The following is a 26,623-nucleotide window of genomic DNA, read 5'->3' on the forward strand; positions in this document are numbered from 1 at the left end:
CTGCTCACCTCAGCGCACCTCTTTCAGGTAGCGCGCGGCGAAGGCTTCCTGCACCGCGGCCATCTTCTGGTAATCCACCACGCCGGCGCGGGCGTAGTCGCTTTCCGGCAGGAAGCGCGCCGCCACCTCGGCAGGCATCTGCACCGGGCGTACCGGCCGCAGGTAGGCATTGGCCCACAGCGCCTGGCCTTTGTCGGAGAGCACGAAGTCCAGCACCTTCTCGGCATTGGCGCGGTGCGGGGCATTGTCCACCACGCTCATCACGTAGGGCACGCTGATGCTGCCCTCACGGGGAATCACGAAGGCGACGTTGGCCTGGTCCTTGTAACGCGCCCGGTAGGCGTTGAAGTCATAGTCGACGAGAATCGGCAGCTCACCGGACAGCACTCGCGCATAGGCGGTCTGCTTGGGCACGATCGGCGAGTTGCCGGCCAGTTTCCTGAAGTAGTCGATGGCCGGGGTGAAGTCGTCGAGGTCACCGCCCATGGCGCGGTTGATCGCCACCGCCGACACGTAGCCGACGAAGGCGCTGGACGGGTCCAGATAACCGACCATGCCCTTGTACTCGGGCTTGAGCAGGTCGGCCCAGCTTTGCGGTACCGGCAGGCCGCCAAGGGCATCGACGTTGACCATGATGCCCAGCGTGCCGGAATGAATGGCGAACCAGTGCCCTTCGGGGTCTTTCAGCCCTGCCGGAATCTCGTCCCAGCCCTTGGGCTTGTAGGTGCCGACCACCCCGGCATTCTGTGCCTGCAGGCCGAAGGTCACGCCGTAGTACACCACGTCGGCCATCGGCGCCGCGCGCTCGGCCACCAGCTGCGCCAGGGCCTGGCCGGAGTTCTTGTTGTCCAGCGGCACTTTCACACCGGTGCTCTCAGCAATCGCCGCGAGCTGCGCCCCCCAGTCCGCCCACTCCGGCGGGCAGTTGTAGCAGATCGCCGTTTCGGCGGCGTGGCTCAGGCTGGCGGTGCTGCACAGCAGCAGGGCCGCAAGGGTTTTACGCAAGCGGATCATCGGACGTCTCCTCGAGGGGGCGGATACTTTCGCCTGGCCGGATCTGGCACGGCAGGCAGTGGGAAGCGGGGGTGGCACCGGCGATCTGCGCCAGCAATTGGTCGATCAGGGTGTGCGCCAGCTCGGCGATGGGCTGCACCACGCTGCATAGCGTCGGGTGCATCTGCGTGCCAAGAGCGATGCCATCGAAACCCATCACCGACAGCTGGCGCGGCACGCTCCAGCCATTGCGGCGCAGCTCGTTGATCAGGCTGATGGCCAGCAGGTCGTTGGAACAGAGCAGCGCGCTGGGCGCCTGCGGGTCGTGCAGCCAGGGTGCGAGGGTGGCGAAGTCGGCCTGGGTATGGGCCGGCATCTCGATCAGCGGCAAGGCCTCCAGCCCGGCGGCGTGCATGGCCTCCCGATAGCCGGCGTAACGCAGCCGGGCACGGTCGGACTGCAAGGCCGAGCCGGCGACCATGCCGATGCGCCTGTGGCCGGCCTGCAGCAGATACCGGGTGGCCAGGGCCATGCCGGCGCGGTTATCCACCGACACGGCGCTGTACTCCGGGTTTTCAGGCTGGTGGTAGGCCAGCACGAAAGGCGTGTCTTCCTGGGCCAGGCTCTGCAGCACGCGGTTGCTGCGCGCATCGGTCACCGTCAGCACCAGGCCATCGACGCGCTGGCGCAGCAACTCCTCGACCACCTCGCTTTCGCGCTCGGCCTGGTAGTCGGTGGTGGCCAGCAGCAGGTTGTAGCCCCGCGCACGCGCCGCCTGCTCCATGGACTGGAACTGCTCGGCGAACACCGGGTTGAGCAGGTTGGGCACCACCACGCCGATCAGTTGGGTGGTTTGCAAACGCAGCTGGCGGCCCAGGCGGTTGGGGCGAAAGCCCAGCTGGCGCGCTGCGGCGAACACCTGCTCGCGGGTATGCGGGCGCACCATGTCCGGCGAGGCAAAAGCCCGCGCGGCGGTAGCCCGGGAAACGCCTGCCCTGAGGGCAACCTCTTTCAGATCCGTCATGCTCGCTCGCCTTGAGATCGATCTCATTGGCGAGCAACTTAGCGAGCGCAGATGGCAGTCGCGCGACGAGGGGATGACAGTTCGGTTTCAGAGCGCTTCCAATTGCCCAGCGAGAGAAGTATCACTAAAGTGATACTTTCATTCACGCACAGAGCCCCATCATGAAAGTCGAGTTGGTCACCAACCTGAAGCGACAGGCCACCAGGATCCTTGCCGATCTTCATGAATCCAAGGAGCCCGTGCTGATCACCGAGCACGGCATGCCCTCGGCTTATCTGGTGGATGTCGATGACTACCAGTTCATGCAGAAGCGCCTCGCGCTTCTAGATGCCCTGGCGCGCGGCGAGCGGGCCGTGATCGAGGGCGATACCGTCAGCCATGAACAGGCCAAGGAACGGCTGGGCAAATGGCTGAAATAGTCTGGACCAATCCCGCTCTCGAACAACTCGACGATCTGGCACAATACATCGCCCTCGACAAACCCGATGCGGCTCGCACGCTGGTCAGGAAGGTGGTTGAAGCGGTCTGGCGTTTGGCGGAGTTCCCTCTGTCAGGCCGCGTCCCGGAGGAGCTACCAAACTCGGTGTATCGCGAAGTCGTCGTCCCGCCCTGCCGGGTTTTCTACCGCGCTTCGGATACCACGGTCTTCATCATTCACGTCATGCGAGAAGAACGGGCGCTACGCGCTCATATGCTCAAGTGAGCCTGATTGTGGTAACGGCAAATCATGGACGGGTGTTGGTCAGCACACGCGGCTAGCCTTTGCCCGGGTATCGCTGCGCTCAACACCGGGCTACCAGTGTCACCCGTAGCCTGCGGTTGAGCGCAGCGATACCCAGGAATCTGTTCCCTACAACGTCAGCGTGAACCTCGAAAGCAGCGCGCCCGGCAGCGCCATCGAACCGGTCTGTCGGGCGCCGTAGGTGCCGCTGGGCAGCAGCAGCTCCGGCTCGCGGGTCAGGGCTTCCAGATTGGGGCCGAGGAAGTCGAACAGCGAATCGTCGAAGCGCATGGTGTCCACCGGCGCCTGGATGCGACCGTCCTCGACCCAGAAGGTGGCGAAGCGGGTCATGCCGGTCAGGCGCCCGGCCGGCAGGTCGGAGAAGTTGGCGTACCACAGGTTGCCGATATACAGCCCGGTGCCGAGGCGCTGCAGGATCTCGCTCTCCTCCAGCTCACCGCCGTGCAGTTGCAGGGAGAATGGGTATTCACCGCTGCCCGCGCCGTTGGCGATCAGACCGTGTTCGGCGGCGCTGCGCGAACTGACCAGGCGCTCGCCCGGTTTGCCCTGGCTGACCAGGCGTAGCGGCTGGCGCGGCCCTTCGCGGGTAAAGGCCGGCGCCAGGCCGCCTTCGATGCGTTCATCCAGCGTCACCTTGTCGCTCAGGCTGGCGCCGCCGGCGAACAGCCGTTGCAGCGGGCTGCCACCGGTGGCCAGCGCTTCGGCGGAAAAGCCCCAAGCAAACAGCCCGAACAACTCTTCCAGCGCCGCAGGCGTCAGGTAGGCGCGATAAGCCCCCGGCTTCAACGCATGGGCGGGTTTGCCCAGGTGTTCCAGTTGCTCGCGGGCGAAGGCCAGCTTGCGGGCAAAGGACTGAGCGTCCCATCGCTTGCCGGCGTAGCTGCTTTTCACCGCCTGGCCATTCTCGTGGAACAGGCTGAATTCGAAATTGAAGCTGCTCGCTGCATGCCAGCCGAAGGCACCCCAGGAGCTGGCGAAACCCTGGTATTGCGGCCCGGCAGCGTAGAAGCCGACCAGGTCCAGCCCGGCAGCCGCCTCAGTGATCTGCGCGATGGCGGCCTCACTGTGCTGGGCCGCTTCGCCCGCCGCGGTTTCGCTACGCCAGGCTTCGCGGTTCAGGCGCAGATAGGGGTCGTCGGCGAGCGTCGGCAATACCGCGCGCAGGCGCTGCAGCGCCTGGTCAAGACGCGGCAGGTCGTCATCGATCACCCCGCTCAGGGCCAGTTCGAAATCGCCATGCCGCTCGCCCTGGTACAGCGCCAGGGTGGCGTACACCTGCTGCACCTGGCCGGCCTGGCGCACGCGGGCGTGGTTGAAACGGATAAAGTCCGAGGCCTCGGCCTGGTATTCCAGGGTAAAGCCCTCGCCGGCCTGCAGCCCGGCGTTCAGGTGCGCGAGCAGCGCCTCGAAATGCTGACGTGCGTTCATCAGGCTGCCCCTCCAAATACGTCGACATCGGCGAACACGCACGCCGGCGTGGCGTGCCCGACGCGGATCACCTGGTTCGGCTCGCCCTTGCCGCAATACGGCGTGCCCAGCATCTCGAAGGTACTGGCGTCGCCCACCGCCTTGAGGTTGCGCCAGAACTGCGCGGAGATGCCGCGGTAGTTGGGGTTCTTCACCACACCCTTGAGCTCGCCGTTTTCGATCAGGCGGCCCCACTCGCAGCCGAACTGGAATTTGTTGCGCGCGTCATCGATCGACCAGGAGCGGTTGTTGCTCATCAAGATGCCCCGCTCGATGCCGCCGATCAGTTGCTCCAGGCGCTGCGTGCCGGGCTCGACGTTGAGATTGGCCATGCGGTCCAGGGTCGGTCGGTTCCAACTGCAGGCACGGCTGTTGGCCACGCCCTCCAGCCCGCTGCGCCACTGTGACAGCGCACTGCCAAGCGGCCGTTGCAGGACGCCCTCGCGGATCAGGTATTCGCGCTGCGCCGGGGTGCCGTCGTCGTCATGCCGATAGCTGGCCAGCTCTCCAGATACCGTCGGGTCGAAAGTCACGTTGAGCAGCGACGAGCCGTACTGGTAGCTGCCGAAATCCTCCTGGCGGATAAAGCTGGTGCCGGCGAAATTGCGCTCGTCACCAAGGATGCGATCGAGCTCCAGGGGATGGCCGATGGACTCGTGGATCTGCAGGATCATCTGGTCCGGCATCAGCAGCAGATCACGATGGCCACTCGGCGTATTGGGCGCCAGCAGCAATTGCAGCGCCTCGTCGGCGATACGGCTGGCGGTGCCGACCACACCCAGCTCATCGATCACCTCAGCGCCGCCCTGGCGCGCCAGGTGGGTGCCGCCAAAGCTGCGGCTCTGGCTGTCGGCACCATCACTGGCAGTAACGCCCAGTTGCGGGAAGACGTAATGCTGAGCGCGGCGCAAACGGGCGCCGACGCTGTTCAGGTAGATCTGTTCGGTGGCGGTAAAGGTCAGCCCGGCGTACCAGTCCACCAACCGCTCATCGCGCGGCACCCGCGCCGACTCCGCCGCCAGCAGCTCGTACCAGTGCGCCGGGCTGGCCAGCGTACGCTGGTAGCCAGGCATCACGTCATCGGCCTGCTCATGGGGCACGGGCAGCTCATGCAGATCGAGCAAATTACGCCCCGCCAACTGCCGCGCCAGCGCCTCGGCCTTGTCGAGCGCCGCCTGCAAGCCGGCCTGACTGAGATCGCTGGTCGCCGCATAAGCCTCCACACCAGCGACACGCACACTGAGCATGGCGCCCGCATCGTCCGCAAACGACGGTGCCCGCGCCACATTGCGCCGCACCCAATAGCGCTCGGTGCTTTCCCGCACATGGCGCAGCGACCAGAAATCGGCGGTGGAATGCAGAGCGGCGAATCGGCGTTCTAGGGTTTCGCTGATGGCGAACATTGCAGGGGCCTTTGGGTGGTGATGAAGGGGAGTATGGGAACAAGGTGATGGAGGATCAACTGCGGGTCATGATTCAAAGGCCTGCATATGGCAGACCTGGGCCTCAAAGAATCTGATTCCAGCGTAACCTAGCAACATCCCATTGCCCCCAAGTGGTATATAGCTCCACGACAGCGCCGCTGGGTCTAGCTTTAGTGCGAACCTGTATGAAAATTGGAATTTCATTCGCCAAAGCCAGCGAGACAGCCATGTAAGACTTGATATCTAATTTTTTAGGCGGATCATGCAACCAAGCACAGAACCATCAAACCATGTAATTCAACAACGGATACGAAATCGTATAATGGAGTACTTCCATTTCGTATCCTGCCCTAAAGCTCAAGAGCAATTTAGACCGGGTGCAGTAATAAATTACTGGCCAGACTGGCAGACCACATCAATCAATGAGACTTACCCAGACCCCGTCTTTACCGAGGCAGAGCGCCAACGCATCAGAGAGTTCGATATTGCTTGGCATATAATTGCTGACTCTACTCCTGATCCAATGCGGCCACCGCCCACACCCGATACCATGCTCGCCTGGAGAGAATTGCTCTCGCTGGCAAAAGCAGCTTTAGTATTATTTGAGTCTCATGGAAATCATCCTGAGGGCAGCGGGACTACTTAGAGCACACTTAAGCAGACGCAAGTTAAATATTATTATGAAGACAACGGCGTTCACACATGAGCAGCTTGCCAAACTAACGGGAACGAACCAAATCGAGTCGAACTTAAGAAAGTGGCTAATATCGCTTAGCGTAGAGGAGCGCATTGCTTTCATTAGCGAACTCTGGCCTACAAACTTTCTGCTCGCATTAAAGCTCACACAAGCAGCACAGCTTCCTCGAAAAGAGATGGAAGAGTTTTTCAGATCCCTGCTACGAAAATCGCACCACAATACAGCCCAAGAAATAATTAAGCGCTTCACGCCTATGCTGGGCGAGAAGAAGTTTTGGCGCATTGCTGCTCAAGAGGAGATCACACCTACGATGCGAGATTTTCTTAACTATTACGGGCGTGGTCGGTTAGATTTAGAGATCACCGACCAACCTCAGCTTATGTCGCCGTCGGACACTCAAAAATAATGTGCCAATGCAACCAATACCACGATGCTGTTATAGAACTAACACACGCTCACGACCGAGACTTTAATTTCCTAGGAGCAAAGCTATTTTCGAGCCACTTCCAAACGCCAGATGACAGCACATTCTCACCGGAACTCAATTATTCCACTGCATCATACGAATGTACATCTTGCGGACAAAAGTGGTACGTGGAGTCAACGCCAGAGCAGTACCCCTCTATAGTATTTGCCATGAAGTATTTTTCAGGCGCCCAGCCAACAGACAACGAAGTCCAATCTAGAAAGCAGTTTTTAGCGATACTGGCACATGCTGGGTTCTCAGAAGGGCTTTGCAGATTTTCCGGATGCAAGAACTTCAAGCTTAAGGGTAGAGAACTTTGCCATATGCACCTGATACTTACATGAGGGACTCGGGATCGCAGGTAGGATGGACAACGCGAAGCTTGTCCACCGCATTAGAAGCACCGGATCAGCACTAAAACTACCATCACCTCCCCTAACCCAAGCCTTGCCCCAGCCCCGCTCTTGTCCTTACCTTGTCCGTTCGCCTTTACCCCGCCGTCAACCGCGAGTCTCCCCACCATGAAAAATCTAAAAATCAGCGCCATCACCGCCCTGCTTATCGGCCTGTCGGGTTTTGCCCAGGCTCAGGAAACGCCGTCGCACCTGGACAAGGTGCTGGAGAAGGGACAGCTGGCGGTGTGCACCACCGGCGATTACAAACCCTACACCTTCCTGCGTCAGGACGGCGAGTACGAAGGCATCGATATCGAGATGGCCCAATCCCTCGCGCAGAGCCTTGGGGTGAAGGTGCAGTGGGTGCCGACCACCTGGAAAACCCTGATGCCGGATATGGTGGCGGGCAAGTGCGATATCGGTATGGGCGGCATTTCCGTGACGCTGGAACGCCAGAAGAAGGCCTTTTTCAGCAGCATGCTGGATGTCGACGGCAAGATTCCGCTGGTGCGCTGCGAAGATGTGTCGCGTTACCAGACCGTCGAGCAGATCAACAGGCCAGAGGTGCGCCTGATCGAGCCAGCCGGCGGCACCAACGAGGCCTTTGCGCGGGCCCACCTGCCAAAGGCTCAGCTGAACTTCCACGACAACAAGACCATCTTCCAGGAACTGCTGGATAAGCGCGCCGACGTGATGATCACCGACACGTCCGAGGCCCTTTACCAGCAGAAACGCATGCCCGGCCTGTGCGCCGTCAACCCGAAGAACTACATGCAATATAGTGAGAAGGCCTACCTGCTACCCCGCGACGATATGGCCTGGAAAAGCTATGTCGATCAGTGGCTGCACCTGAGCAAGGCCACCGGCGCTTACCAGAAGACGCTTGGTCACTGGCTGGCGGTGCCGGGGCAGTAAAGACACACGACTGGTGGATGGATGAAGCGTCATCCACCCTAAGGTTGATCGTTACAAGCTTCAGCAATGTGTCACTGCGAACTCCTAATCGAATCCGCGGTGACGCAATCCAGCCAGCTATCAGCTCCGCTTAAGGCCCTCACACTTTATGAGTTGCATTTTGAGAATATCCGGCGAGTCTCTGGATATTGAAACGGCGCTTTCTACCTGCACCGTGCAGCCTTACCTAATGTGGAAAAAAGGCGAACCACGGCTGCTCAAAGGGAAAACTCACCGGGATAGCGGGGCAAATTTTGCCGCGAGCGAAGCAGATTTCGACGAATTCCCACGACAGCTAGCCGAGGCGACAAACTATCTCAAAACACATGCATCGGCACTCGCACTATTAGTTGCGACGCCTGGAGTGCAGCACTCTACCCTGGATTTCGGGCTCTCTTTTCAAGAAGGAAGCGTCACCCAATCCTTTCACTTCCCATCCGCGTTTATAAAACTTGCCGCTCAGATCGGCATCGGTGTGGAAGTGTCTCAATATGCTTGCTCAGATGATTGAGATCGCTTCCAGGCAGCAGGATGGGCAACGCGAAGCTTGTCCACCATTCGCAACATGCAAAGCCATGGTGGATGGGTAAAGCGCCAGCTACGCCCCCCGATCCACCCTACACGTCGGCAATGGCTCCTACGGCGTACTCAATCCCGCCGCATTCATGAAAAGCCGCAACAGATAAGACAGCAGCCCCAGGCTCAGCACGCTGACCGTCCAGATGCCGGCCAGCCAGGCGATGCGTTGCCAGAGGGGTTTCTTCTCGGTCGATTTTTCCATCAGTGGTACCCCTGATCCGGCGTGACCTTGCCGCGGAACACGTAGTAGCTCCAGGCGGTGTAGACAAGGATGATCGGGATGATCAGCAGCGCGCCGACCAGCGCGAAGCCCTGGCTCTGCGGCGGCGCGGCGGCCTGCCAGATGGTCAGTGAGCCGGGCACGATGTTCGGCCACAGGCTGATGCCCAGGCCGCTGTAGCCGAGAAAGATCAGCACCAGGGTCAGCACGAACGGCTTGCTGTTGTCGTAGTTGGCCACCGAACGCAGCAGGTAGAAGAAGCTCGCCAGCACCAGAATGGGTACCGGGGCGAACCACAACAGATTGGGCAGCGTGAACCAACGCTCGGCGATGCCCGGCTGGGAAAGCGGCGTCCACAGGCTGACGACGCCGATCACCGCCAGCAGCGCGAGAGCCAGTGGCCGGGCCAGGTCATGCATCTGCTTTTGCAGGCGGCCTTCGGTCTTCATGATCAGCCAGGTGCAGCCAAGCAGCGCGTAGGCGGCGATCAGCCCCAGGCCGCTGAACAGCGGGAACGGCGCCAGCCAGTCCAGCGAACCACCGGAGAACGCCCGGCCCTCGACCGGGATGCCCTCGATAAAGGCGCCCAGCGCCACGCCCTGGAAGAAGGTCGCGGCGACCGAGCCGCCGATAAAGGCCTTGTCCCAGATATGCCGCTTGTGGTCCTTGGCCTTGAAGCGAAACTCGAAGGCCACGCCGCGAAACACCAGGCCCAGCAGCATGAACATCAGTGGCAGATAAAGGGCGCTGAGCACCACCGAGTAGGCCAGCGGAAAGGCCGCGAACAGCCCGGCGCCGCCGAGCACCAGCCAGGTCTCGTTGCCGTCCCACACGGGTGCCACGGTGTTCATCATCACGTCGCGCTCGCCCTTGTCGGGCACGAACGGGAAGAGAATGCCGATGCCCAGATCGAAGCCGTCCATGATCACGTACATCATCACCCCGAAGACGATGATCACCGCCCAGATGACTGACAGATCGATACCCATGGTCATGCCCTCCCTTCGGCATGTTCACTGCCGTGGTCACTGTCGTCGGTGCCCTCTTTGGCGGCCGACAGCGGCCGCGCGGGTGTGTGCTGGGTGCCTGGACCACCTTCATGCTGATGATCGCCTTCACCGGTGACCGGCCCCTTGCGCACCAGGCGCATCAGGTAGCCAAAGCCGGCGCCGAACACCGCGAAGTACACCACCACGAACAGCACCAGGGTCAGGCCCAGTTGCGCGGCGCTGTGAGCCGACACGCCATCGGCTGTGCGCATCAGCCCGTAGACCACCCACGGCTGGCGACCGATCTCGGTGGTGAACCAGCCGGCGAGGATGGCGATCAGCCCGGACGGGCCCATCCACAGGCAGAAGTACAGGAACGGGCGCGACCGGTAGAGGCTGCCGCGCCAGCGCAGCCACAAGCTCCACACGCCGGCGAGGATCATCAGCAGGCCCATGGCGACCATCACCCGGAACGACCAGAACACGATGGTCGAGTTGGGCCGGTCCTCCTTGGCGAACTCCTTGAGCGCTGGCACCTGCTTGTCCAGGCTATGGGTGAGGATCAGGCTGCCCAGGTACGGTACCTCGACCTTGAAGCGCGTTTCCTCGCGCTCCATGTCCGGCCAGCCGAACAGGATCAGCGGCGTCGGCTCACCGGAGCTGTTGTCCCAGTGGCCTTCGATGGCGGCGATCTTCGCCGGTTGATGCTTGAGCGTGTTAAGGCCGTGGAAGTCGCCGATCACCGCCTGGATCGGTGCGACCAGCAGGGCCATCCACAGCGCCATGGAGAACATCTTGCGCATCGCCGGGGTGTCGCGACCGCGCAGCAGGTGCCAGGCTGCCGAGGCGCCGACGAAGAACGCGGTAGCCAGGAACGCGGCGGTGGCCATATGGGCCAGGCGATAGGGGAACGACGGGTTGAACACCACCGCGAACCAGTCCACCGGAATCACCCGGCCATCGACGATCTCGAAACCCTGGGGCGTCTGCATCCAGCTGTTGGAGGCGAGAATCCAGAAGGTCGAGATCAGCGTGCCGACCGCCACCATCACCGTCGAGAAGAAATGCAGGCCCGGGCCCACGCGGTTCCAGCCGAACAGCATCACGCCGAGAAAGCCCGCCTCGAGGAAGAACGCGGTGAGTACTTCGTAGGCCAGCAACGGCCCGGTGACCGAACCGGCGAAATCCGAGAAGGCGCTCCAGTTGGTGCCGAACTGGTAGGCCATCACCAGGCCGGAAACCACGCCCATGCCGAAGTTGACCGCGAAGATCTTTACCCAGAAGTGGTAAAGGTCGCGGTACACCGTCTGCCCGGTCTTCAGCCACAGGCCCTCCAGCACCGCCAGGTAACTGGCCAGGCCGATGGTGATGGCAGGAAAGATGATGTGAAAGGAAATGGTGAAGGCGAACTGGATGCGCGCAAGATCCAAAGCCTCTAGGCCGAACATGGACGTGCCCCTCGATCAGATTTTCGGTTATCTATTTCTTGTCGTGAGTATTGCCGCAGACAGCCAAAGCGAAAGGCGCTTTGATCTGGATCAAATGATCAACTCAAGATTACGCCTCGCTGCGCCACTTACCAGCGTGGCCGGTTGCCGCGCGACAGGCTGTCGCTGTGGCGTTGTGACTTGGTTGCACGGCACGGGGTATGGTGCGCGCTGTCGGACGAAGGGCAGAAGTGGCCTGGCGCGTGCGGGCGCCGTCCTACCCCGCGCGATCCAACACCCGGCCCCACGGAGAACCACCGCAATGCCTTGCCTGCCCCCATTCGCCCTGCGCCCCCGTCACCTGCTGGCTGCCAGCCTGCTGGGTTGCGCGACGCTGCCTGTCGCCCATGCCGAGACCGCGACGGGCAGCCTGCAGCTCGAAGGCGTGCAGATCACCGAGCAGGCACTGAGCGAGCAGCAGGCGGCCGAAGAGCAACTGGAGCGGGTACCCGGCGGCAGCAATCTGGTGGACATGCAGCGCGTCAAGCAGGGCCGCGTGGCCGGCAACGCCGATGTACTGGCCTACCAGCCGGGCGTGTATGCACAGTCACCAGGCAACGAGGGCATCAAGATCGCCATCCGTGGCTCGGGCATCAACCGCGGCACCGGCTCCCACGCCAGCGGCAACCACATCATGCTCGACGGCCTGCCGCTGACCGGCTCGGGCGGCACGCCCTACGAGCTGCTCGAGCCCTTGTGGATCAGCCGCGCCGAGGTGCTGCGCGGCGCCAACGGGTTCGACAAGGGCTCGCTGGCCCTGGGTGGCGCCATCGACTACATCACCCGTACCGGCCGTGATGCCGACAAGTTGCAACTGCGCTATGAGGCCGGCAGCCACGGTTACCAGAAGCGCAGCATCAGCTCCGGCCAGGTGCTGGGCGACTTCGATTACTACATCAATGTCACCGACAGCCGTTACGACGGTTATCAGGATCACTCGTCTGGCAAAGGCCAGGGCGTCGCCGCCAACGTCGGCTATCGCCTCAACGAAAACCTGGAGACACGCTTCTACCTGCGTTATCGGGAGACCGCGCACGAAGTACCGGGCCGCCTGACCAAGGCACAGATCGAGCACGATCCACGGGCGGCCGCCGCCAATAATCTGCGTATCGATGCTCACCGCGACCAACCCGGCAGCACCTGGCTGGCCAACAAGACCACCTGGCAGATCGATGACGACTCTACCCTGGTGGCCGGCCTGGCCTATCACCACTACCCGATGGATATCGTCGAAAACAGCTCGCCCAACGGCAACACCTACCGGGTGCGCGTGGACTACAGCGATGTCAGCGGCACCCTGGACTACACCCGTCGCCACAGCCTGTTCGGGCTCGACAGCACCACCACCCTGGGCTTTCGCAGCACCACCAACCTGCCGAGCAGCAAGTCGAAGGAAAATGCCGCGCTGCCGATCAGCGTCGGCGCGAACGGCGGCCCGACAGCAACCTACCCCGCCGGTACCCTGATGCGCGCCTACGAGCACCTGGGTTCGGACAACGTGCTGCATATCGGCAACGAAACCGAACTGGCCCCCGACCTGTGGCTGACCAGCGGCCTGGCGCTGATCTATACCCGTCGTGAGGTAGAGGTGACCTGGCCGGCCACCGACGACAAGCTCAGCGAACACAGCTGGGATTACGCGCCGCGTATCGGCCTGCGCTACCAGCTCAACCCGGACGTTCAGCTGTATGGCAATATCAGCCGTTCGGTGGAGCCGCCCCACGCCTGGTCGATGCTCTGGAGTTCGCCGCTGCGTTTCCCGACCAGCAACCAGCCGTACAGTGCCCGCCAGCGCGCGCCGATCTCCCTGGATAACCAGACCGCCACCACCTTCGAAGTCGGCGGCCGTGGTGACTCCGCCTTGGGCCAGTGGGATGTGGCCTACTACTACTCGCTGGTGCGCCATGAATTGCTGACTGTGCCGGTCGAGAGCAACGTGTTCTCCGAGGCCAACGCCAGTCCCACCATCCACCAGGGCATCGAGCTGGGCCTCGACAGCCCGCTGTGGAACGGCGGCGGTGCCGGCGCCCTGGCCTTGCGCCAGGCCTACACCTTCAGCGACTTCCACTACCGCGACGACGATGCCTTCGGCGACAACCGTCTGCCCGGGCTGCCCCGCCACTATTACCAGGCCGAACTGCGCTACGACCACCCGAGTGGTTTCTACGCCGGGCTCAATACCCAGTACGCCTCCAGGGTCGCGGCGGATTACGCCAATTCCTACTACGCCGATGCCTATGCGATCTTCGGCGCGACCCTGGGCTACGTCTCACCGAAAGACGATTGGCAGGCCTGGCTGGACCTGCGCAACCTGACCGACAAGCGCTACGCCGCCACCGTCACGCCGGGCTATGACGACAAGGGCGCCGATGTCGCCCGCTCAACGCCGGGCGAAGGCTTCGGGGCCTTCGTGGGCGTGTCGTACAGCTTTAATTGAGCCCGGTGCCCTGCCCAGTAGCCTGGGCCGCTTGAGAGGGGGTGATCAAAAGTCCAGGGTGGCCGAAACCTTCAGGGTACGTGGCTCGCCCTGGGTCAGGTAGCCGCCGTTGGTGGAGGCCCAATAGTCTTTGCCCGCGACGTTCTCAACCCCTGCACGTAGCGTCACGCCGCGTTGCTCGACCTTGAAGGCATAGCGAGCGCCAAGATCGACCCGCGTCCAGGCGGGGATGCTGTAATTGTTGGCCGAGTCGTAGAACTGCCCACCGGTACGCAGCAGCAGGCCATTGAGGGCCAGACCGGGAACACCCGGAACCTCCCAATCCGCACTCAGGTTGAACTGGAACTCGGGCACCCCCACAGCGCGGTTCCCATCGGTGCCACTGACGCCACCGCTCAATTCAGAGTCGATCCAGGTGCCTCCTGCCAATATGCGCAGGCCCGGCATGGGCTCACCAAATACGCTCAATTCGACGCCTTGGTTACGCTGCTGTGCATCCACCCGGTAATTGCCATCGCCCCCCAACACGCCCTGAGGCAACTCGATGCGATAGACACCGAGGCTTCCACCGTAGAGGCCCCAATCCAACTTCATGCCAGCCTCGGTCTGCTTGGCTCGATAGGGTGCGAACACCTCATTGCGATTATTCGCAGTAGACGGAGCCGTCTGCCCTTGCTGCAACGACTCGATGCGGTTGGCGTACAACGACAGGTACTCGGTGGGTTTGACCACCAGCCCATAGGCCGGCGTGGTGATGCTTTCCTGATAGTTGGCTGTACGGGAGCGGTTTGCGGCACTCCAGGCATCCGAGCCAATCGACTGCCGGCGAACCCCCAGGGTCAGCAGCACACTGTCGTCGAAAAACCCCAGCGTGTCGGATACGGCCAGGCTGCGGTTCTGCACCTTGGCCGTGGTATCCGGATCATGGATATCGCCCGCACGGGTAGTGGCAACCGGCTCGGCAACGACTACCGGATCATAGAGATTGCCGAATCGGCGGCTACCGGCTGCCGTGGACTCGAAGGCGTTCTTCTTTTCGGTCCACAGGCCGTTAACCGCCAGGTTGAGCTGATGGCTCACCGGGCCGGTGCTCAAGCTGCCCCGCACGCCCGCCAGGGCGCTGCGGGTCTCCTGGTCGAGCGGCGAGTACAACCGGCCTATCCGGGAGGAGCCGTCCATGGCGTAGACATAGGTCGATCCATAGATGCCGTTCTCACGGGTGTACTTGCCCCCTGCCGCCAGGTAAGCGGTCCAGTTTTCGCTCAGGTCATACTCGGCATTGACCATCGCATAGGTATCCTCCAGCTGCGACCAACTCCAGGGCTGTGCATAGTTGGCCTTCGCGTCCGGCACTTTCGGTACCTTGCCCGTCAGCAAGGTGGTACGGGAATCGAGATCCAGGTACACGGGAGAACGCCCATCGTTGACCCGCTGCTTCTGGTAGCCGAAGTCGGTCGAGACCCGCAACTTGTCACCCTGGTAGTCGAGGCCGACTGCCGCCAGGGTGAAGTGCTTGTTTTCGTTGTCGATGGCGCTCTCGCCTTCACGCTTTGCAAGGTTGACGCGAACACCGAAACGATTGTCCTCGCCGAACCGCTGACCCAGGTCGAGATGCGTACCGACCCGACTGTCGCTGCCGTAGTCCAGGGTAAGGCTGCGGGTAGGGGTGTCCTCGGCGCGCTTGGACACGACGTTGATCGCCCCGCCGATGCCGCTGCCTCCGGGCGCAAAACCATTGAGAAAGGCATTGGCGCCCTTGAACACTTCGACCCGCTCCACCGACTCGGCGGAAATGATCTGCCGCGGCAGGATGCCGTACAGGCCATTGAAGGCAATGTCATCGCTATACAGCTGGAAACCACGAATCACGAACACTTGCGAAAAATTGCCGAAGCCATAGGACTGCCGCACCGCCGAGTCGCTGTTGAGGACGTCACCCAGGCTCTGCGCCTGGCGGTTCTTGATCAGGTCGGAGGTATAGCTGCTGAAGCTGAACGGCACATCCTGCATATCCTGATTGCCCAGCATGCCGATCCGCGCGCCGCGGGCGACCTGGCCACCGGCGTATTCGACCGGCAGATCGAGACGCCCCTCGGCCTGGCCGCTGACGGTGGTGGCATCGAGTTGCAGCGAATTGGCGTCGCTGCTCAGGGGCACCAGGCTGACCGTGCCGTCGGCGCCGATCAGGTAACTCAGCCCGCTGCCCTGCAACAGCCGCTGCAGGCCTTCGTCCACCGAGTAGTCGCCCTTGAGCGCCGGCGCCTGGCGTTCACCGGGGGTCAGGCTGGCATCGTAGAGCAGGCGCACATTGGCCTGCTCGGCGAAATCGGTCAGCGCGGCGTCGAGCGGCTGGGCCGGGAGGTCGAACTCCAGGGCCGAAGCGCTGCTGGTGGCGAGCAGCAGGTGGGCGGTGGCGATGGCTTGCCAGAGAGAGGTACGCGTCAGGCGCATGCTGGGTTTCCTGTATTCTGCGTAAGGTCATGCGAAGAAGTCGCATTTGCAGAGAGGAAGACGAAGCACCCGCAGATTTCTGAACCGCTAACCTGATTATTTTCCAGGATACCCGCACATGGCCCAGCCCCGGCTCAGGCTCGACTGACCAGCAGCAACCCGGGCAGGCGCACCAGGCGTACCGGCAGCGCGCTCTCGATGGCGCGTAGCACGGCCTGGGGGTCGTCATGGGCGAACACGCCGGTAACCTTCAGCTCGCGCACGCTGTCATCGAGAAAGATCACCCGCTGGCGCTGGCTGCGCTCCAGCGCGGCAAATACCTCGCTCAGCGGTTGCGCGCGAAACACCAGCTTGCCGCGCTGCCAGGCCAGTTGCTGACGAGCGTCGAGTGGCTGCACCTGCTGTATACGGTCAGCACGCCAATGCACCTGCTGATTGGCGCTGACAGCAAGGGGCTGGCTCACCGCATCGCTGGCCTGCACCTGCCCTTCGGTTACCGCCAGCACCACATCGCGACCATCGTAGTCGACATCGAAACGGGTGCCGGTCACCCGAATGCGCGCCGGCCCCGCCTCGACGATAAATGGCCGGCTGGAGTCCTTGGCGACCTGCAGGTCCACCTCGCCGCGGTACAGGCGCACCGTGCGGCGCCCTTCGCTTAGCGTCCAGTCCAGCGCCGTGGCGCCATTGAGGGTGAGGATAGAGCCGTCATCCAGTTCGACGGAGCGCACTTCGCCCGGAGCCGTCGCCACATCGGCGTACCAGCCCAGCCAGGCGCCCTGGGGCAGCCACAGGGCCAGCAGCAACAGCGCGGCACTGGCCAGCGGTACAGCCCAGCGCACGCAATGACGTCGGCGCGGGGGCGGCAAGCTTGCCAGGTTGCCGGGCGGTACGGCCACGGGGTGCTCTACCTGGCCGAGCAACGCCCACAGTCGATCTACTTCACCGGCAGCCTGCTCATGGGCCGGCGAGCGCTCGCGCCAGGCCTTGGCGGCCAGATGGTCGGCTGCCGTAGCACGGCCGGAATGCAGCAGCACCTGCCATTCCCGGGCCTGGGCGAGAAGCGATGAGTCGGTGGTCACGGCATCAAATCCATTTTCTGCTGGCAGTGTTCGAGGGCCTTGAGGATATAGCGCCCGGCCATGCTTTCGGAAACCCCGAGGCGCTGGCCGATCTCCTTTTGTGTCAGGCCGTCCAGGCGGTTCCACAACAGCGCCTGGCGCAAGTGCGGCGGCAAATCCTGAAGAATGGCCTGCAACCGGCCGAGCTGCTGCACATCGCCTACGATCTGCTCGGGGCCGGGCAATTCGGAGGCCAGCTCGACCGAAACGTCTTCCTCCATCGGCCGCGCCTGCTGCTGGCGGCGGTGATCGATGACCAGATTGCGGGCAATGCGATACAGGAAGGCCCGCAGGTTGCCCACCTCATCGGCGCCGCGGCGCTGGAAGCGCAGCCAGGTTTCCTGGCACAGGTCGGCCGCCAGCTCGCTGCACTTGACCTGCCGCGTCAGGAAACGCAGCAGCTCACCGGCGTGGCGCTGGAACTGGCCATCTTGGGCGTCGCTATCGCGGGGCGGGCGCACTCGGCGATCTCGTGCAGGGAAAGGGTTGCGAACATATATCCGCTGCGAACAATTTTCAATGCGATGCGACGGGCAGCCATCTCCTACCGCTATGCGCGTGGCGGGGGTAACGCCCTTATACTGCGCATCCTGCAGGGAGTTGCCCATGTTCCGTGATGCCTGGCGCCACGCGCCAACCCACCGCAAGGTCTGGGCGCTGGCAGCGCCGATGATCCTGTCCAACCTGTCCGTACCCCTGGTGGCGCTGGTCGATACCGCGGTGGTCGGCCACCTGCCCCATGCACATCAATTGGGCGCCGTGGCGGTGGGCAGCAGCCTGTACATCCTGATCGTCGGCGTACTCGGTTTTCTGCGCATGGGCACCACCGGTTTCGCCGCCCAGGCTTGCGGCCGCGGTGACGGCGGCGCGCTACGCCAGGTGCTGGTACAGGGCCTGCTGCTCGCGGCACTGCTGGCACTGGTGCTCGGCGCCCTGGCGATACCCTTCAGCGGATTGGCGCTGGGGTTGATGAACCCGTCGGCCGAACTCGACGGCCTGACCCGCGATTTTCTGCACACGCGCCTGCTCGGCCTGCCCGCAGCCCTGGCCAACTACGCGCTGATCGGCTGGCTGCTCGGCGCCCAGAATGCCCGGGCGCCGCTGGTGATGCTGCTGGTCACCAACCTACTGAACATTCTGCTGTCGCTGTGGTTCGTGCTCGGTTTGCACTGGGAAGTGGTGGGCGCCGCCCGCGCGGCGGTACTGGCCGAATGGGGCGGTTTGCTGGTCGGCCTGGCGCTAGCGCGTCGCGCCCTGCGTCGCCACCCCGGCAACACCCGCTGGGCGGCGATGGCCCAGTGGCAGAGCTGGCGCGCGCTGCTGGCGGTGAACCGCGACATTTTCCTGCGCTCCCTGGCGTTGCAGGCAGTGTTCCTGCTGATCACCATCCAGGGCGCGCGGCTGGGCGACGCCACTGTGGCAGCCAACGCCTTGCTGCTCAACGGCCTGCTGATCACCGCCTATGCACTGGATGGCCTGGCCCATGCGGTCGAAGCGCTGTACGGCCATGCCATCGGCGCGCGGGATCGCCTGGCACTCAGGCGCAGCCTGATCGTCGCGGGCATCTGGTCGCTACTGGCCAGCCTGCTGTTCGCCGCGGCCTTCGCAGTGGGCGGTCACTTGTTCGTCAACCTGCAGACGAGCATCGCCGCGGTGCGCGAAACCGCCGGTCACTACCTGCCCTATCTCGCCCTGCTGCCGCTATTCGCGGTATGGAGCTACCTGCTCGACGGCCTGTTTATCGGCGCCACCCGCGCTCGCGAGATGCGCAACGCCATGTTCGTCGCCCTGGCCATAGGCCTGCCAGTCGCGGCGGCACTGCAGGGCTTCGGCAACCATGGCCTTTGGATCGCCTTTCTGACCTTCATGGCACTGCGCGGTCTGACTCTCGGCGCCCTGGCCTGGCAGCTGGCGCGCCATGATCAGTGGTTGGCGGCGCCCAGCGGACAAGCCCCCCACTAGCGCCCGCCCACAAAAAAGCCCGCTGAATCGCGGGCTTTTTCGTCGCACTAGCGATCAAGGTGCCAGCGGCAATTCGCGCTTGTGCTGGGTCTTGTCGTAGGTCTGCACTATGGTCTGGTAAGCGGTGTCGCTGACCGGCCTGCCCTGCAGGAAGGCGTCGATGTCTTCGTAGCTGACGCCGTGCACCTGCTCGTCGGGGATGCCCGGGCGTTCGTCTTCGAGGTCGGCGGTCGGCACCTTGGAAAACACCGCGGTCGGTGCGCCGAGGCGCTCGGCGATGCGCCGCACCTGGCCCTTGACCAGACCGCTGAGCGGCGCCAGGTCGCAGGCGCCGTCACCGAACTTGGTGAAGAAGCCCATCACCGCCTCGGCGGCGTGGTCGGTGCCGATCACCAGGCCGTTGCGCGCGTTGGCCACGGTGTACTGGGCCAGCATGCGCATGCGCGCCTTGGTGTTGCCGAGCACGAAGTCGCGGCGCGCCGAAGTCAGCTCGTCCAGTTCGCCGACCTGCTTGGCCAGGCCGGAAACGGCTGGGGCGATGTCGATGGTCTGCACCTCGTCTGCAGCGATGAAGGCCAGCGCGGCCTGGGCGTCGGATTCGTCGTGCTGCACCTTGTGCGGCAGGCGGATGGCGATAAAGCGGTAGTCCTGATCCTGCTGCTCGCCGCGCAGTTGCTCGACAGCCAGCTGGGCCAGGCGGCCGGCTGCCGTGGAGTCGACGCCGCCGCTGATGCCGAGCACCAGCGCCTTGGTGCGCGAGGCGATCAGGGTGTCCTTGATAAAGGCGATGCGCTTGGCGATCTCGGCGTCCACGTCGGCATCCGAGGTGAACGGCGCGATTACGCCCAGGGCGTTGGCGATTTCAGCTTGTCGATTGCTCATGGTGTCTCCCTTGGTTCGCGTCAGTTGGCTTCGAGGCGAAAAACGTGTTTCAGGTAGGTCACGAAGTTCGGATCCCGGCACTGGGTCTTGCCCGGCGTATCGGAGATCTTCGCCACCGGCTGGCCGTTGCAGTCGATCATCTTGATGACGATGTTCATCGGCTCGACACCCGGGATGTCGCAGGTCAGGTTGGTGCCGATACCAAAGCTCACATGAATGCGATCATGCAGCGCGCGGTACAGTTCAAGTGCCTTGGGCAGCGTCAGACCATCGGAGAACACCAGGGTCTTGCTCATCGGATCGATGCCCAGCGTCTCGTAGTGGGCGATGGCTTTCTCGGCCCAGGCCAGCGGGTCGCCGGAATCGTGGCGCAGGCCGTCGAACAGCTTGGCGAAATATAGATCGAAGTCGCCGAGGAAGCTGTCCATGCCGACCGTGTCGGTCAGGGCGATGCCCAGCAGACCGCGGTATTCCTTGACCCAACACTCCAGCGCGGCCTTCTGGCTGTCGATCAGCCGCGGGCCGAGCTGCTGGTGGGCCATGAACCACTCGTGGGCCATGGTGCCCAGCGGCCGCAGTTCCAGCTCACGGGCCAGGTGCACGTTGCTGGTGCCGACGAAGCGCCCCGGGAAATCGTGCTTGAGAATGTTCACCACCTCTTCCTGCACACGGTAGGAAAAGCGCCGGCGAGTGCCGAAATCGGCGACTTGGAAACCCGCAAGTTCATCGGCGGTGGCTTCGCCCTTGAGCCAGTCGAGCTTGCGGTACAGCTGCTCACGCACCTGTTCGATCACCACCTCGCGGTAACGATAGCGGTTGCGCACCTCGGAGATGATCGCCAGTAGCGGGATCTCGTAGAGGATCACGTGCAGCCATGGGCCACGCACGCGGATCGCCAGCTGGCCGGCATCGTCGGTGCCAACGTGCACGTAACGCATGTTGAAGCGGAACAGGCTGAGGAAGCGGATGAAGTCCGGCTTGATGAAGGGGATCTTCTCCAGGTAGGCCAGCTGGTCCGGGGTGATCGAGGTGTTGACCAGTTGCTCGATCTGATAGCGGATCTCCGCCAGGTACGGCGTCAGGTCCTCGTTGCTGCGGCAGCGAAACTCCCATTCCACTTCGGCGTTGGGGTAGTTGTGCAGCACCGCCTGCATCATGGTCAGCTTGTAGAAATCGGTGTCCAGCAGATTCTGGATGATGTTGGGGGCGAATACGCTCTCACTCATGGTCACTCTCCTCGAGGCGGGCCAACTCGTTGTCGAGCGCTCCGCTATCGGCGCAGATGATGATGCCCTGCGCGCGCATCTGATCGATGGCTTGCGTCGCGCCGGTTTCGGAAATGGCCCGGCACGCCGGAAGATACAGCAACACCTCAAGGCCGGCGCTGCGCAATTGCAGCGCGGTGTTCTTCACGCAGAAGTCGAGGGCCAGGCCGCCGACCACCACGGCCCGCACACCAGCCACCTGCAAGTATTCAATGACGCCCGTGCTGCGCTTGCCGGCCAGATCGTGGAAGCAGGCGCCGTAGGGGTGCAGATCGGGTTCGACACCCTTCCAGACAAAGAAGTCATAGTCGATTGGCGACGGCAGCTCATCGAGCAGCTCGAAGCCCGGGGTGCCCGGCACGCAGTGGCTGACCCAGGTAAGGTCGGCGTTGGCATGGCTCAGGGGCTGGAGCATCTTGGCGTGGCTGTCGACCACCCATAGGGCGTTGGGGGCGTGGGCGTCCTTGCTGCCCAGACGCAGGGTGCCGCGCCGCGCCATGTCGTTGAGCGGCGCGGCGATTTCATGGCCGCCAGCCACCGGCAATTCATCGGGGCACAGGCGGGTGAAGCCTTTTTGCGCATCGACATCGAACGTGGCGATCTTCATCTGACACCTCCTGTTGCTGGGGCCGCATCACTGCGGGCTGGACACATATTCCACCAGGTGTATTATGTATGTCAACTCCCCTTTGCAAGGAGATTCACCATGCTGCCTTCACCGCTGCAGTGCTTCGCGGCAGGCCATGACCAGCCAACGCCGCAGCATTTCGCGCTGGCCATCTATGGCGGCGCCTTCGACCCACCCCATGCCGGGCACGCCAGCGTGATCCGCCGCGTACTCGATAGCTGCGAGCAGGTGCTGGTGGTGCCCAGTTACCGGCACGCCGATGGCAAGCGCATGGCCGACTTCGACCTGCGCTGTGCCTGGGTCGAGCGCCTGGCCGCGCGCTTCGGCGAGCGGGTACGCTGCTGCAACCTGGAGCGCGAGCTCGGCGCCGATGGCCGGGTGATCTACAGCTATAACCTGCTCAGCCGGCTGGCCGAACAGACCGCGCTACCGGCCGAGCGCCTGGCGCTGGTGATCGGCGAAGACAACCTCACCCGGCTGGCGACCTTCCACCGCGCCGCCGAGCTACGCGAACAGTTCGGGTTGGTGGTGGCAGACGAGGAGATGACCGTGCACAGCAGCGCGATTCGGGCGATGATCGCCGCCGGGCAAGCAGTCCCCGAGGCCTGGCAGTTGCCAGAGATTCAGGCCGATATGACGATCTATCAGGGCGTTTAAAACGTCGACCCGTTTCAACCACCTGTAAGGAGGGCGATGTGAGCTCTGTTGAAGTCTTGGCAAGCGTGGATCTGATCGCCTTGCGCATGGAAGCCGAGAGCCGCCAGTTGCATGTGCTGCTGCACCGCCGCGAGCGCGAGCCGTTCATGGGCCAGTGGGCGCTGCCGGGAGTGATCGTCAACGGCAGCACCCGCGACACCAATCTGGAAGCCGCCGCCCATCGAGTGCTGCGCGACAAGGCACAGGTGCTGCCAAGGCATCTGGAGCAAGTCGGCACCGAAGGCAGTGCCGAACGCGACCCGCGTGGCTGGTCGATGAGCACCTATTACCTGGCCCTGCTGGCACCGGATACGGAAACCGCCGATGAGGGCCTGCGTTTCGCACCGCTCGAAGAAGTGCTGGACGGGCGCCTCACCCTGCCCTTCGATCACCGACAACTGGTGCGCCTGGGCGTCGAGCGGCTGGCCGGCAAATCCGTCTACACCAGCCTGCCGCTGTACTTGGCACCGCCGCGCTTCACCGTGCTCGATGCCCTGAACGCCGCCCAGGCCTGCCTGGGCACGACGATCAACAACACCTCGCTGCGCAAGCGCCTGGAAAAGATGAAGGAAGCCGGCTGGATCCGCGATACCGGCGAGAAGAACTTCCCGAAAATGGGCCGCCCCCAGCAACTGTGGGAGCTGACCGAGCAGGCCGAGGGTGTGTTCGTGTTCGACCGCAGCCTGCTGGCGGATCGTACCAGCGCCTGAGGTATCGAGTTGCGCCGCCCGGCCTGCTCCATAGGATCAAGACCCGCGAAGGTCATTGATCCATGTCAGGCACCCGGATCACTCGCTCTGGCGCATGGGCATGCGGTCGATGGTCTGGAAGATGGCCTGCAGATCGGCATCGGCGCCCTGCTGGATCTTCTTGCCGCCATCCTTGCCAACCAGAATCACCTGGGGCCGGGCATTGCCGGCATCCAGCGCCAGCAGCAGGCGCTTGGTGGCAATGGCCTCCAGGGGCTGCCCGTTGCGCTGCCCCTGCTGGCCGATCACGGTGTAGAGCACCATGTCACGTTCGACGAACGCCTCGCGGCTGGCAGGTTCCTGCAAGGCAGCCTGCACCCGCGCCAACAAGGGATCACTGGCACTGGCGGCGAGCACGATCAGCGGGCGAGTCTTCCAGCGCTCGGCCTGCAGCGGATCGTCACTGGCCTGGGCCAGCAGCGGCAGAGCCAACAGCAGCACGGTCGCGAAACACTTCATGGCCTCTCTCCCCGGCGGGATCGCGCCCGCCATCAGCGATGCGGATGCCCTCAGTAAGACAGGTACGAAGAGCGGGTCAGGCCCAGACGCAGGGCGTCGAGGAACTGGGTACGCTCACGGGCAGTGATGCGCGCACTGGCCACCTTGTCACGGTAGTGAGTCATCAACTCCTCGGGCGAAAGGTGCACATAGCGCAGCATGTCCTCGATGGTGTCGTGGGTCTCGATACCGGCGTGGTAGATGCTGCCATCGGCGTTCTGGTAGATGTTCACCGAGTCGGTGTCACCGAACAGGTTGTGCATGTCGCCAAGAATTTCCTGATAGGCACCGACCAGGAAGATGCCCAGCACGTAGTCTTCACCGTCGCGCAGCTCATGCACCGGCAGGCTGGTCTCGATGGACTGCTCGTCGACGTACTGGTTGATCTTGCCATCCGAGTCGCAGGTCAGGTCCTGCAGCACGGCGCGGCGCAGTGGTTCTTCTTCCAGGCGGTTGAGCGGCAGGATCGGCAGGATCTGCCCGATCGCCCAGGTGTCCGGCAGGCTCTGGAACACCGAGAAGTTGCAGATGTACTTGTCGGCCAGCTTGTCGTTGAGCTCGTCGAGCACCTGGCGATGGGAACGCTGGCGCGCCTTGAGCTGGTTGTACAGACGGCGGCAGATCGAGAAGTAGCACTGCTCGGCCAGGGCCTTCTGCGGCAGGTCGAGCTTGCCGGCCGAATATTGCCCGGCGGCCTCACTGACATAGTGGGTGGCGCGCCAGTAGGTTTCGGCGACCATTTCCGGGTCGCTGTCGTCGAGCAGGTCGATCAGCACCTGCAGCACTTCGGGCTGCTCGATGCTGCGGTCGATTTCCGGCACCTCGTCGTTGTGGCGCTCGACGTCGGTGACCTGCACCAGCAGCACGGCGTGGTGCGCGGTCATCGCCCGGCCACTTTCCGAGAAGATGTGCGGGTGGGGGATTTCCTGGCGGTCGCAGAATTCCTTGAGCATGTCGACCACCGCGTCGGCGTAGTCTTCCATGTCGTAGTTGATCGAGCTGGCGTTGCGCGAATGGGTGCCGTCGTAGTCCACGCCCAGGCCGCCGCCGACGTCGATATGGTCGACCGGCAAACCGAGAGCGCGCAGCTCACCGTAATAACGGATGGCCTCACGAAAGCCCTTGCGGTAGTCGGCAATGTTGGCGATCTGCGAGCCCATATGGAAGTGCAGCAGGCGGATGCCCTGATCGAGCCCGGCCTTGCGGAAGCGCTCGACCACCGACAACAGCTGCGCCGCGGACAGGCCGAACTTGGACTTCTCGCCGCCGGTGTCGGCCCACTTGCTCGACGCCAGGGACGACAGGCGCACGCGCAGACCGATCTGCGGCGCCACCTTGAGTTCGGCGGCCTCCTCGATCACCAGGGAAACTTCCGATTCCTTCTCGATGACGATGAACACGTTATGGCCGAGCTTCTGGCCCATCAGCGCCAGGCGGATGAACTCGCGGTCCTTGTAGCCGTTGCAGACGATGGTGCCGCCCTTCGGCGCCAGCGCCAGCACGGCCAGCAGCTCGGGCTTGGAGCCGGCTTCCAGGCCGATGGAGACGTTCTCGGTGGCGATGATGTTCTCCACCACCGCTTCCTGCTGGTTGACCTTGATCGGGTACAGCGCGGTGTAGCGGTTGTTGTATTCCAGGCGCGCGATGCTGGCGTCGAAGGCGCCGGTCAGCTTGCGCACGCGATCCTGCAGGATGTCCGGGAAACGCACCAAGAGCGGCAGCGACAGGCCGCTCTGACGCAGCTCGTCGACCTGCTCATAGAGGTCGATGGGCGTGCTGTCCGGCCCATTGGGGCGCACTTCGACGCGGCCGGCGTCGTTGATCGAGAAATAACCGGCGCCCCAATGACGGATGCCATAGACACTGCGGCTGTCGCCTACGGTCCATTGGCTTCCATCGTCCTTGCGTGTGCGTCGTGCGGCCATCGAGGTTCCCCTGTAGCGGATGGGCTGATGCTGTCGAAAACGGTCGAGCGAGCATAGAGCCTGGAAATGACGATTGCTCGGCAATGGACTGGCCAAGCAGTGAGTAAGTTTAGAGCGTCACGGGTGGCGGCGTTCAGCCACCGGATTTCTTGGCCTTGAAACCGCGCTTGAGCAGTTCGGCGAGCAGCAGTTCGACATGCTCGCCCTGGATCTCGATGACGCCATCCTTGAGCGAGCCGCCGCAACCACAGCGCTTCTTCAGCGCTGAGGCCAGTTCCTTGAGCGGCTCCTCGGCCAGCTGCACGCCGCTGATGGTGGTCACCGTCTTGCCGCCACGGCCCTTGGTTTCGCGGCGCACCCGGGCAATGCCGTCGCCCTCGGGAATCACCGTGTGCGAACAGCTGCAGGCGTCCACCGGCTGCGAGCAGTCCGGGCAGTGCCGGCCCGCGTCCGTGGAAAACACCAGGCCACCGAGGCCGGCGAATGAAGAGGCTTTCTTGGCCACCGCGTTTTTTCCTCAGTGGATGGGAGCGGCGCAGTGTAACGACAAAGGCCGGCGATGCTAAGAAGCG

General features: G+C 63.3%; 25 protein-coding genes. 9 read left to right on the forward strand and 16 right to left on the reverse strand.

The genetic code is table 11. The annotated features are described in order from the left end of the window. Nucleotides 1–9 precede the first annotated feature (9 nt). Nucleotides 10–1,014, reverse strand: a complete 1,005-nt coding sequence (locus BM154_RS21065; protein ID WP_074889032.1) for an ABC transporter substrate-binding protein — start codon at nt 1,012–1,014, stop codon at nt 10–12. Further along, a complete protein-coding gene (locus tag BM154_RS21070; RefSeq protein ID WP_074889035.1) occupies nt 998–2,017 on the reverse strand; it encodes a substrate-binding domain-containing protein in 1,020 nt (339 codons plus the stop codon). Before BM154_RS21070 ends, BM154_RS21065 begins: the two co-directional genes overlap by 17 nt. A 161-nt stretch (nt 2,018–2,178) precedes the next feature. On the opposite strand from BM154_RS21070, the gene BM154_RS21075 reads away from it, so the two are divergent. Further along, the gene (locus tag BM154_RS21075; protein ID WP_074889037.1) at nt 2,179–2,436 is read left to right on the forward strand and encodes a type II toxin-antitoxin system Phd/YefM family antitoxin; all 258 of its coding nucleotides are present in this window, start codon (nt 2,179–2,181) and stop codon (nt 2,434–2,436) included. Further along, nucleotides 2,424–2,720 (forward strand): type II toxin-antitoxin system RelE/ParE family toxin, encoded by a 297-nt coding sequence (locus BM154_RS21080; protein WP_074889040.1) that lies wholly within the window; start codon nt 2,424–2,426, stop codon nt 2,718–2,720. Before BM154_RS21075 ends, BM154_RS21080 begins: the two co-directional genes overlap by 13 nt. 147 nt (nt 2,721–2,867) lie before the next feature. On the opposite strand, the gene BM154_RS21085 is transcribed toward BM154_RS21080, so the two are convergent. Together BM154_RS21085 and BM154_RS21090 are read right to left on the reverse strand one after the other, a co-directional pair. Continuing rightward, nucleotides 2,868–4,187 carry a TldD/PmbA family protein gene (locus tag BM154_RS21085; RefSeq protein ID WP_074889043.1) on the reverse strand — a complete coding sequence of 440 codons (1,320 nt, stop codon included), beginning with the start codon at nt 4,185–4,187 and terminating at the stop codon, nt 2,868–2,870. After that, on the reverse strand, nt 4,187–5,629 hold the full coding sequence (locus tag BM154_RS21090) for a TldD/PmbA family protein (RefSeq protein ID WP_074889046.1): 1,443 nt from the start codon (nt 5,627–5,629) through the stop codon (nt 4,187–4,189). Before BM154_RS21090 ends, BM154_RS21085 begins: the two co-directional genes overlap by 1 nt. Nucleotides 5,630–6,261: 632 nt before the next feature. Between BM154_RS21090 and BM154_RS21095 the strand changes: the two genes are divergently transcribed. The 3 genes from BM154_RS21095 (at nt 6,262) to BM154_RS24040 (ending at nt 8,673) form a co-directional block, all read left to right on the forward strand. After that, nucleotides 6,262–6,753: a hypothetical protein gene (locus BM154_RS21095; RefSeq protein ID WP_074889048.1), complete on the forward strand. Its 492-nt coding sequence runs from the start codon at nt 6,262–6,264 to the stop codon at nt 6,751–6,753. A 581-nt stretch (nt 6,754–7,334) separates the two neighbouring features. Further along, nucleotides 7,335–8,123, forward strand: coding sequence for a transporter substrate-binding domain-containing protein (locus BM154_RS21105; RefSeq protein ID WP_074889053.1), 789 nt, complete (start codon nt 7,335–7,337; stop codon nt 8,121–8,123). Nucleotides 8,124–8,271: 148 nt separating this feature from the next. Beyond that, on the forward strand, nt 8,272–8,673 hold the full coding sequence (locus tag BM154_RS24040; protein ID WP_139225502.1) for a hypothetical protein: 402 nt from the start codon (nt 8,272–8,274) through the stop codon (nt 8,671–8,673). A 126-nt stretch (nt 8,674–8,799) separates the two neighbouring features. Here the strand turns inward: BM154_RS24040 and BM154_RS21110 are convergent, their stop codons facing one another. From BM154_RS21110 to BM154_RS21120, 3 genes are read right to left on the reverse strand one after another with little or no spacing between them, the layout of a single operon-like run. Beyond that, entirely contained in the window at nt 8,800–8,943 is a 144-nt protein-coding gene (locus BM154_RS21110; RefSeq protein ID WP_074889056.1) for a DUF2474 domain-containing protein, read from the reverse strand. Beyond that, nucleotides 8,943–9,950 carry a cytochrome d ubiquinol oxidase subunit II gene (gene cydB / locus BM154_RS21115; RefSeq protein WP_074889060.1) on the reverse strand — a complete coding sequence of 336 codons (1,008 nt, stop codon included), beginning with the start codon at nt 9,948–9,950 and terminating at the stop codon, nt 8,943–8,945. The genes BM154_RS21110 and cydB overlap by 1 nt, the downstream gene beginning before the upstream one ends. Before the next feature lie 2 nt (nt 9,951–9,952). Next, entirely contained in the window at nt 9,953–11,398 is a 1,446-nt protein-coding gene (locus BM154_RS21120) for a cytochrome ubiquinol oxidase subunit I (protein WP_074889063.1), read from the reverse strand. Between the two features lie 301 nt (nt 11,399–11,699). On the opposite strand from BM154_RS21120, the gene BM154_RS21125 reads away from it, so the two are divergent. Continuing rightward, a complete protein-coding gene (locus tag BM154_RS21125) occupies nt 11,700–13,874 on the forward strand; it encodes a TonB-dependent receptor family protein (protein WP_074889066.1) in 2,175 nt (724 codons plus the stop codon). A gap of 45 nt (nt 13,875–13,919) precedes the next feature. On the opposite strand, the gene BM154_RS21130 is transcribed toward BM154_RS21125, so the two are convergent. From BM154_RS21130 to BM154_RS21140, 3 genes are all read right to left on the reverse strand, one after another. After that, nucleotides 13,920–16,325: a TonB-dependent receptor gene (locus tag BM154_RS21130; RefSeq protein ID WP_074889069.1), complete on the reverse strand. Its 2,406-nt coding sequence runs from the start codon at nt 16,323–16,325 to the stop codon at nt 13,920–13,922. Nucleotides 16,326–16,459: 134 nt separating this feature from the next. After that, complete coding sequence (locus tag BM154_RS21135; protein WP_083414626.1) at nt 16,460–17,407, reverse strand: FecR family protein; 948 nt, start codon at nt 17,405–17,407, stop codon at nt 16,460–16,462. Then, nucleotides 17,404–17,907, reverse strand: a complete 504-nt coding sequence (locus tag BM154_RS21140) for an RNA polymerase sigma factor (protein WP_074889072.1) — start codon at nt 17,905–17,907, stop codon at nt 17,404–17,406. Before BM154_RS21140 ends, BM154_RS21135 begins: the two co-directional genes overlap by 4 nt. Nucleotides 17,908–18,052: 145 nt before the next feature. Between BM154_RS21140 and BM154_RS21145 the strand changes: the two genes are divergently transcribed. Further along, entirely contained in the window at nt 18,053–19,408 is a 1,356-nt protein-coding gene (locus BM154_RS21145) for an MATE family efflux transporter (RefSeq protein WP_074889075.1), read from the forward strand. A 54-nt stretch (nt 19,409–19,462) separates the two neighbouring features. Here BM154_RS21145 and nadE read toward each other — a convergent pair whose 3' ends face one another. The 3 genes from nadE to BM154_RS21160 are packed head-to-tail and all read right to left on the reverse strand — an operon-like array spanning nt 19,463 to nt 22,162. Beyond that, a complete protein-coding gene (nadE, locus tag BM154_RS21150; RefSeq protein ID WP_074889078.1) occupies nt 19,463–20,290 on the reverse strand; it encodes an ammonia-dependent NAD(+) synthetase in 828 nt (275 codons plus the stop codon). A gap of 20 nt (nt 20,291–20,310) precedes the next feature. Beyond that, nucleotides 20,311–21,516, reverse strand: a complete 1,206-nt coding sequence (gene pncB / locus BM154_RS21155; RefSeq protein WP_074889081.1) for a nicotinate phosphoribosyltransferase — start codon at nt 21,514–21,516, stop codon at nt 20,311–20,313. Further along, nucleotides 21,509–22,162, reverse strand: coding sequence for an isochorismatase family protein (locus BM154_RS21160; RefSeq protein WP_074889083.1), 654 nt, complete (start codon nt 22,160–22,162; stop codon nt 21,509–21,511). The genes pncB and BM154_RS21160 overlap by 8 nt, the downstream gene beginning before the upstream one ends. Nucleotides 22,163–22,261: 99 nt before the next feature. Between BM154_RS21160 and BM154_RS21165 the strand changes: the two genes are divergently transcribed. Both BM154_RS21165 and BM154_RS21170 read left to right on the forward strand, forming a co-directional pair. Next, nucleotides 22,262–22,840: an adenylyltransferase/cytidyltransferase family protein gene (locus BM154_RS21165; protein ID WP_074889086.1), complete on the forward strand. Its 579-nt coding sequence runs from the start codon at nt 22,262–22,264 to the stop codon at nt 22,838–22,840. Between the two features lie 38 nt (nt 22,841–22,878). Continuing rightward, complete coding sequence (locus tag BM154_RS21170; RefSeq protein ID WP_074889089.1) at nt 22,879–23,589, forward strand: NrtR DNA-binding winged helix domain-containing protein; 711 nt, start codon at nt 22,879–22,881, stop codon at nt 23,587–23,589. 78 nt (nt 23,590–23,667) lie between these two features. Here BM154_RS21170 and BM154_RS21175 read toward each other — a convergent pair whose 3' ends face one another. From BM154_RS21175 to BM154_RS21185, 3 genes are all read right to left on the reverse strand, one after another. Then, nucleotides 23,668–24,087 carry a DUF4174 domain-containing protein gene (locus BM154_RS21175; protein WP_074889092.1) on the reverse strand — a complete coding sequence of 140 codons (420 nt, stop codon included), beginning with the start codon at nt 24,085–24,087 and terminating at the stop codon, nt 23,668–23,670. A 50-nt stretch (nt 24,088–24,137) separates the two neighbouring features. Continuing rightward, the gene (gene speA / locus BM154_RS21180) at nt 24,138–26,051 is read right to left on the reverse strand and encodes an arginine decarboxylase (protein WP_074889095.1); all 1,914 of its coding nucleotides are present in this window, start codon (nt 26,049–26,051) and stop codon (nt 24,138–24,140) included. 133 nt (nt 26,052–26,184) lie between these two features. Beyond that, nucleotides 26,185–26,556, reverse strand: coding sequence for a translation initiation factor Sui1 (locus BM154_RS21185; protein ID WP_074889098.1), 372 nt, complete (start codon nt 26,554–26,556; stop codon nt 26,185–26,187). Nucleotides 26,557–26,623 lie beyond the last annotated feature (67 nt).

It is taken from the genome of Phytopseudomonas argentinensis (genome assembly GCF_900113905.1).
Taxonomy (GTDB): domain Bacteria; phylum Pseudomonadota; class Gammaproteobacteria; order Pseudomonadales; family Pseudomonadaceae; genus Aquipseudomonas; species Aquipseudomonas argentinensis.

Excerpts from the sequence above, each read along its gene's own strand:
- BM154_RS21065 (WP_074889032.1), bottom strand. The coding sequence starts at position 1,014 with ATGATCCGCTTGCGTAAAACCCTTGCGGCCCTGCTGCTGTGCAGCACC.
- BM154_RS21090 (WP_074889046.1), bottom strand. The coding sequence starts at position 5,629 with ATGTTCGCCATCAGCGAAACCCTAGAACGCCGATTCGCCGCTCTGCAT.
- nadE (WP_074889078.1), bottom strand. The coding sequence starts at position 20,290 with ATGAGCAATCGACAAGCTGAAATCGCCAACGCCCTGGGCGTAATCGCG.
- BM154_RS21105 (WP_074889053.1), top strand. The coding sequence starts at position 7,335 with ATGAAAAATCTAAAAATCAGCGCCATCACCGCCCTGCTTATCGGCCTG.
- BM154_RS21110 (WP_074889056.1), bottom strand. The coding sequence starts at position 8,943 with ATGGAAAAATCGACCGAGAAGAAACCCCTCTGGCAACGCATCGCCTGG.
- BM154_RS21145 (WP_074889075.1), top strand. The coding sequence starts at position 18,053 with ATGTTCCGTGATGCCTGGCGCCACGCGCCAACCCACCGCAAGGTCTGG.
- BM154_RS21125 (WP_074889066.1), top strand. The coding sequence starts at position 11,700 with ATGCCTTGCCTGCCCCCATTCGCCCTGCGCCCCCGTCACCTGCTGGCT.
- speA (WP_074889095.1), bottom strand. The coding sequence starts at position 26,051 with ATGGCCGCACGACGCACACGCAAGGACGATGGAAGCCAATGGACCGTA.
- BM154_RS21095 (WP_074889048.1), top strand. The coding sequence starts at position 6,262 with ATGGAAATCATCCTGAGGGCAGCGGGACTACTTAGAGCACACTTAAGC.
- BM154_RS21175 (WP_074889092.1), bottom strand. The coding sequence starts at position 24,087 with ATGAAGTGTTTCGCGACCGTGCTGCTGTTGGCTCTGCCGCTGCTGGCC.
- cydB (WP_074889060.1), bottom strand. The coding sequence starts at position 9,950 with ATGGGTATCGATCTGTCAGTCATCTGGGCGGTGATCATCGTCTTCGGG.
- BM154_RS21070 (WP_074889035.1), bottom strand. The coding sequence starts at position 2,017 with ATGACGGATCTGAAAGAGGTTGCCCTCAGGGCAGGCGTTTCCCGGGCT.
- BM154_RS21130 (WP_074889069.1), bottom strand. The coding sequence starts at position 16,325 with ATGCGCCTGACGCGTACCTCTCTCTGGCAAGCCATCGCCACCGCCCAC.
- pncB (WP_074889081.1), bottom strand. The coding sequence starts at position 21,516 with ATGAGTGAGAGCGTATTCGCCCCCAACATCATCCAGAATCTGCTGGAC.
- BM154_RS21080 (WP_074889040.1), top strand. The coding sequence starts at position 2,424 with ATGGCTGAAATAGTCTGGACCAATCCCGCTCTCGAACAACTCGACGAT.
- BM154_RS21120 (WP_074889063.1), bottom strand. The coding sequence starts at position 11,398 with ATGTTCGGCCTAGAGGCTTTGGATCTTGCGCGCATCCAGTTCGCCTTC.
- BM154_RS21085 (WP_074889043.1), bottom strand. The coding sequence starts at position 4,187 with ATGAACGCACGTCAGCATTTCGAGGCGCTGCTCGCGCACCTGAACGCC.
- BM154_RS21165 (WP_074889086.1), top strand. The coding sequence starts at position 22,262 with ATGCTGCCTTCACCGCTGCAGTGCTTCGCGGCAGGCCATGACCAGCCA.
- BM154_RS21075 (WP_074889037.1), top strand. The coding sequence starts at position 2,179 with ATGAAAGTCGAGTTGGTCACCAACCTGAAGCGACAGGCCACCAGGATC.
- BM154_RS24040 (WP_139225502.1), top strand. The coding sequence starts at position 8,272 with ATGAGTTGCATTTTGAGAATATCCGGCGAGTCTCTGGATATTGAAACG.
- BM154_RS21160 (WP_074889083.1), bottom strand. The coding sequence starts at position 22,162 with ATGAAGATCGCCACGTTCGATGTCGATGCGCAAAAAGGCTTCACCCGC.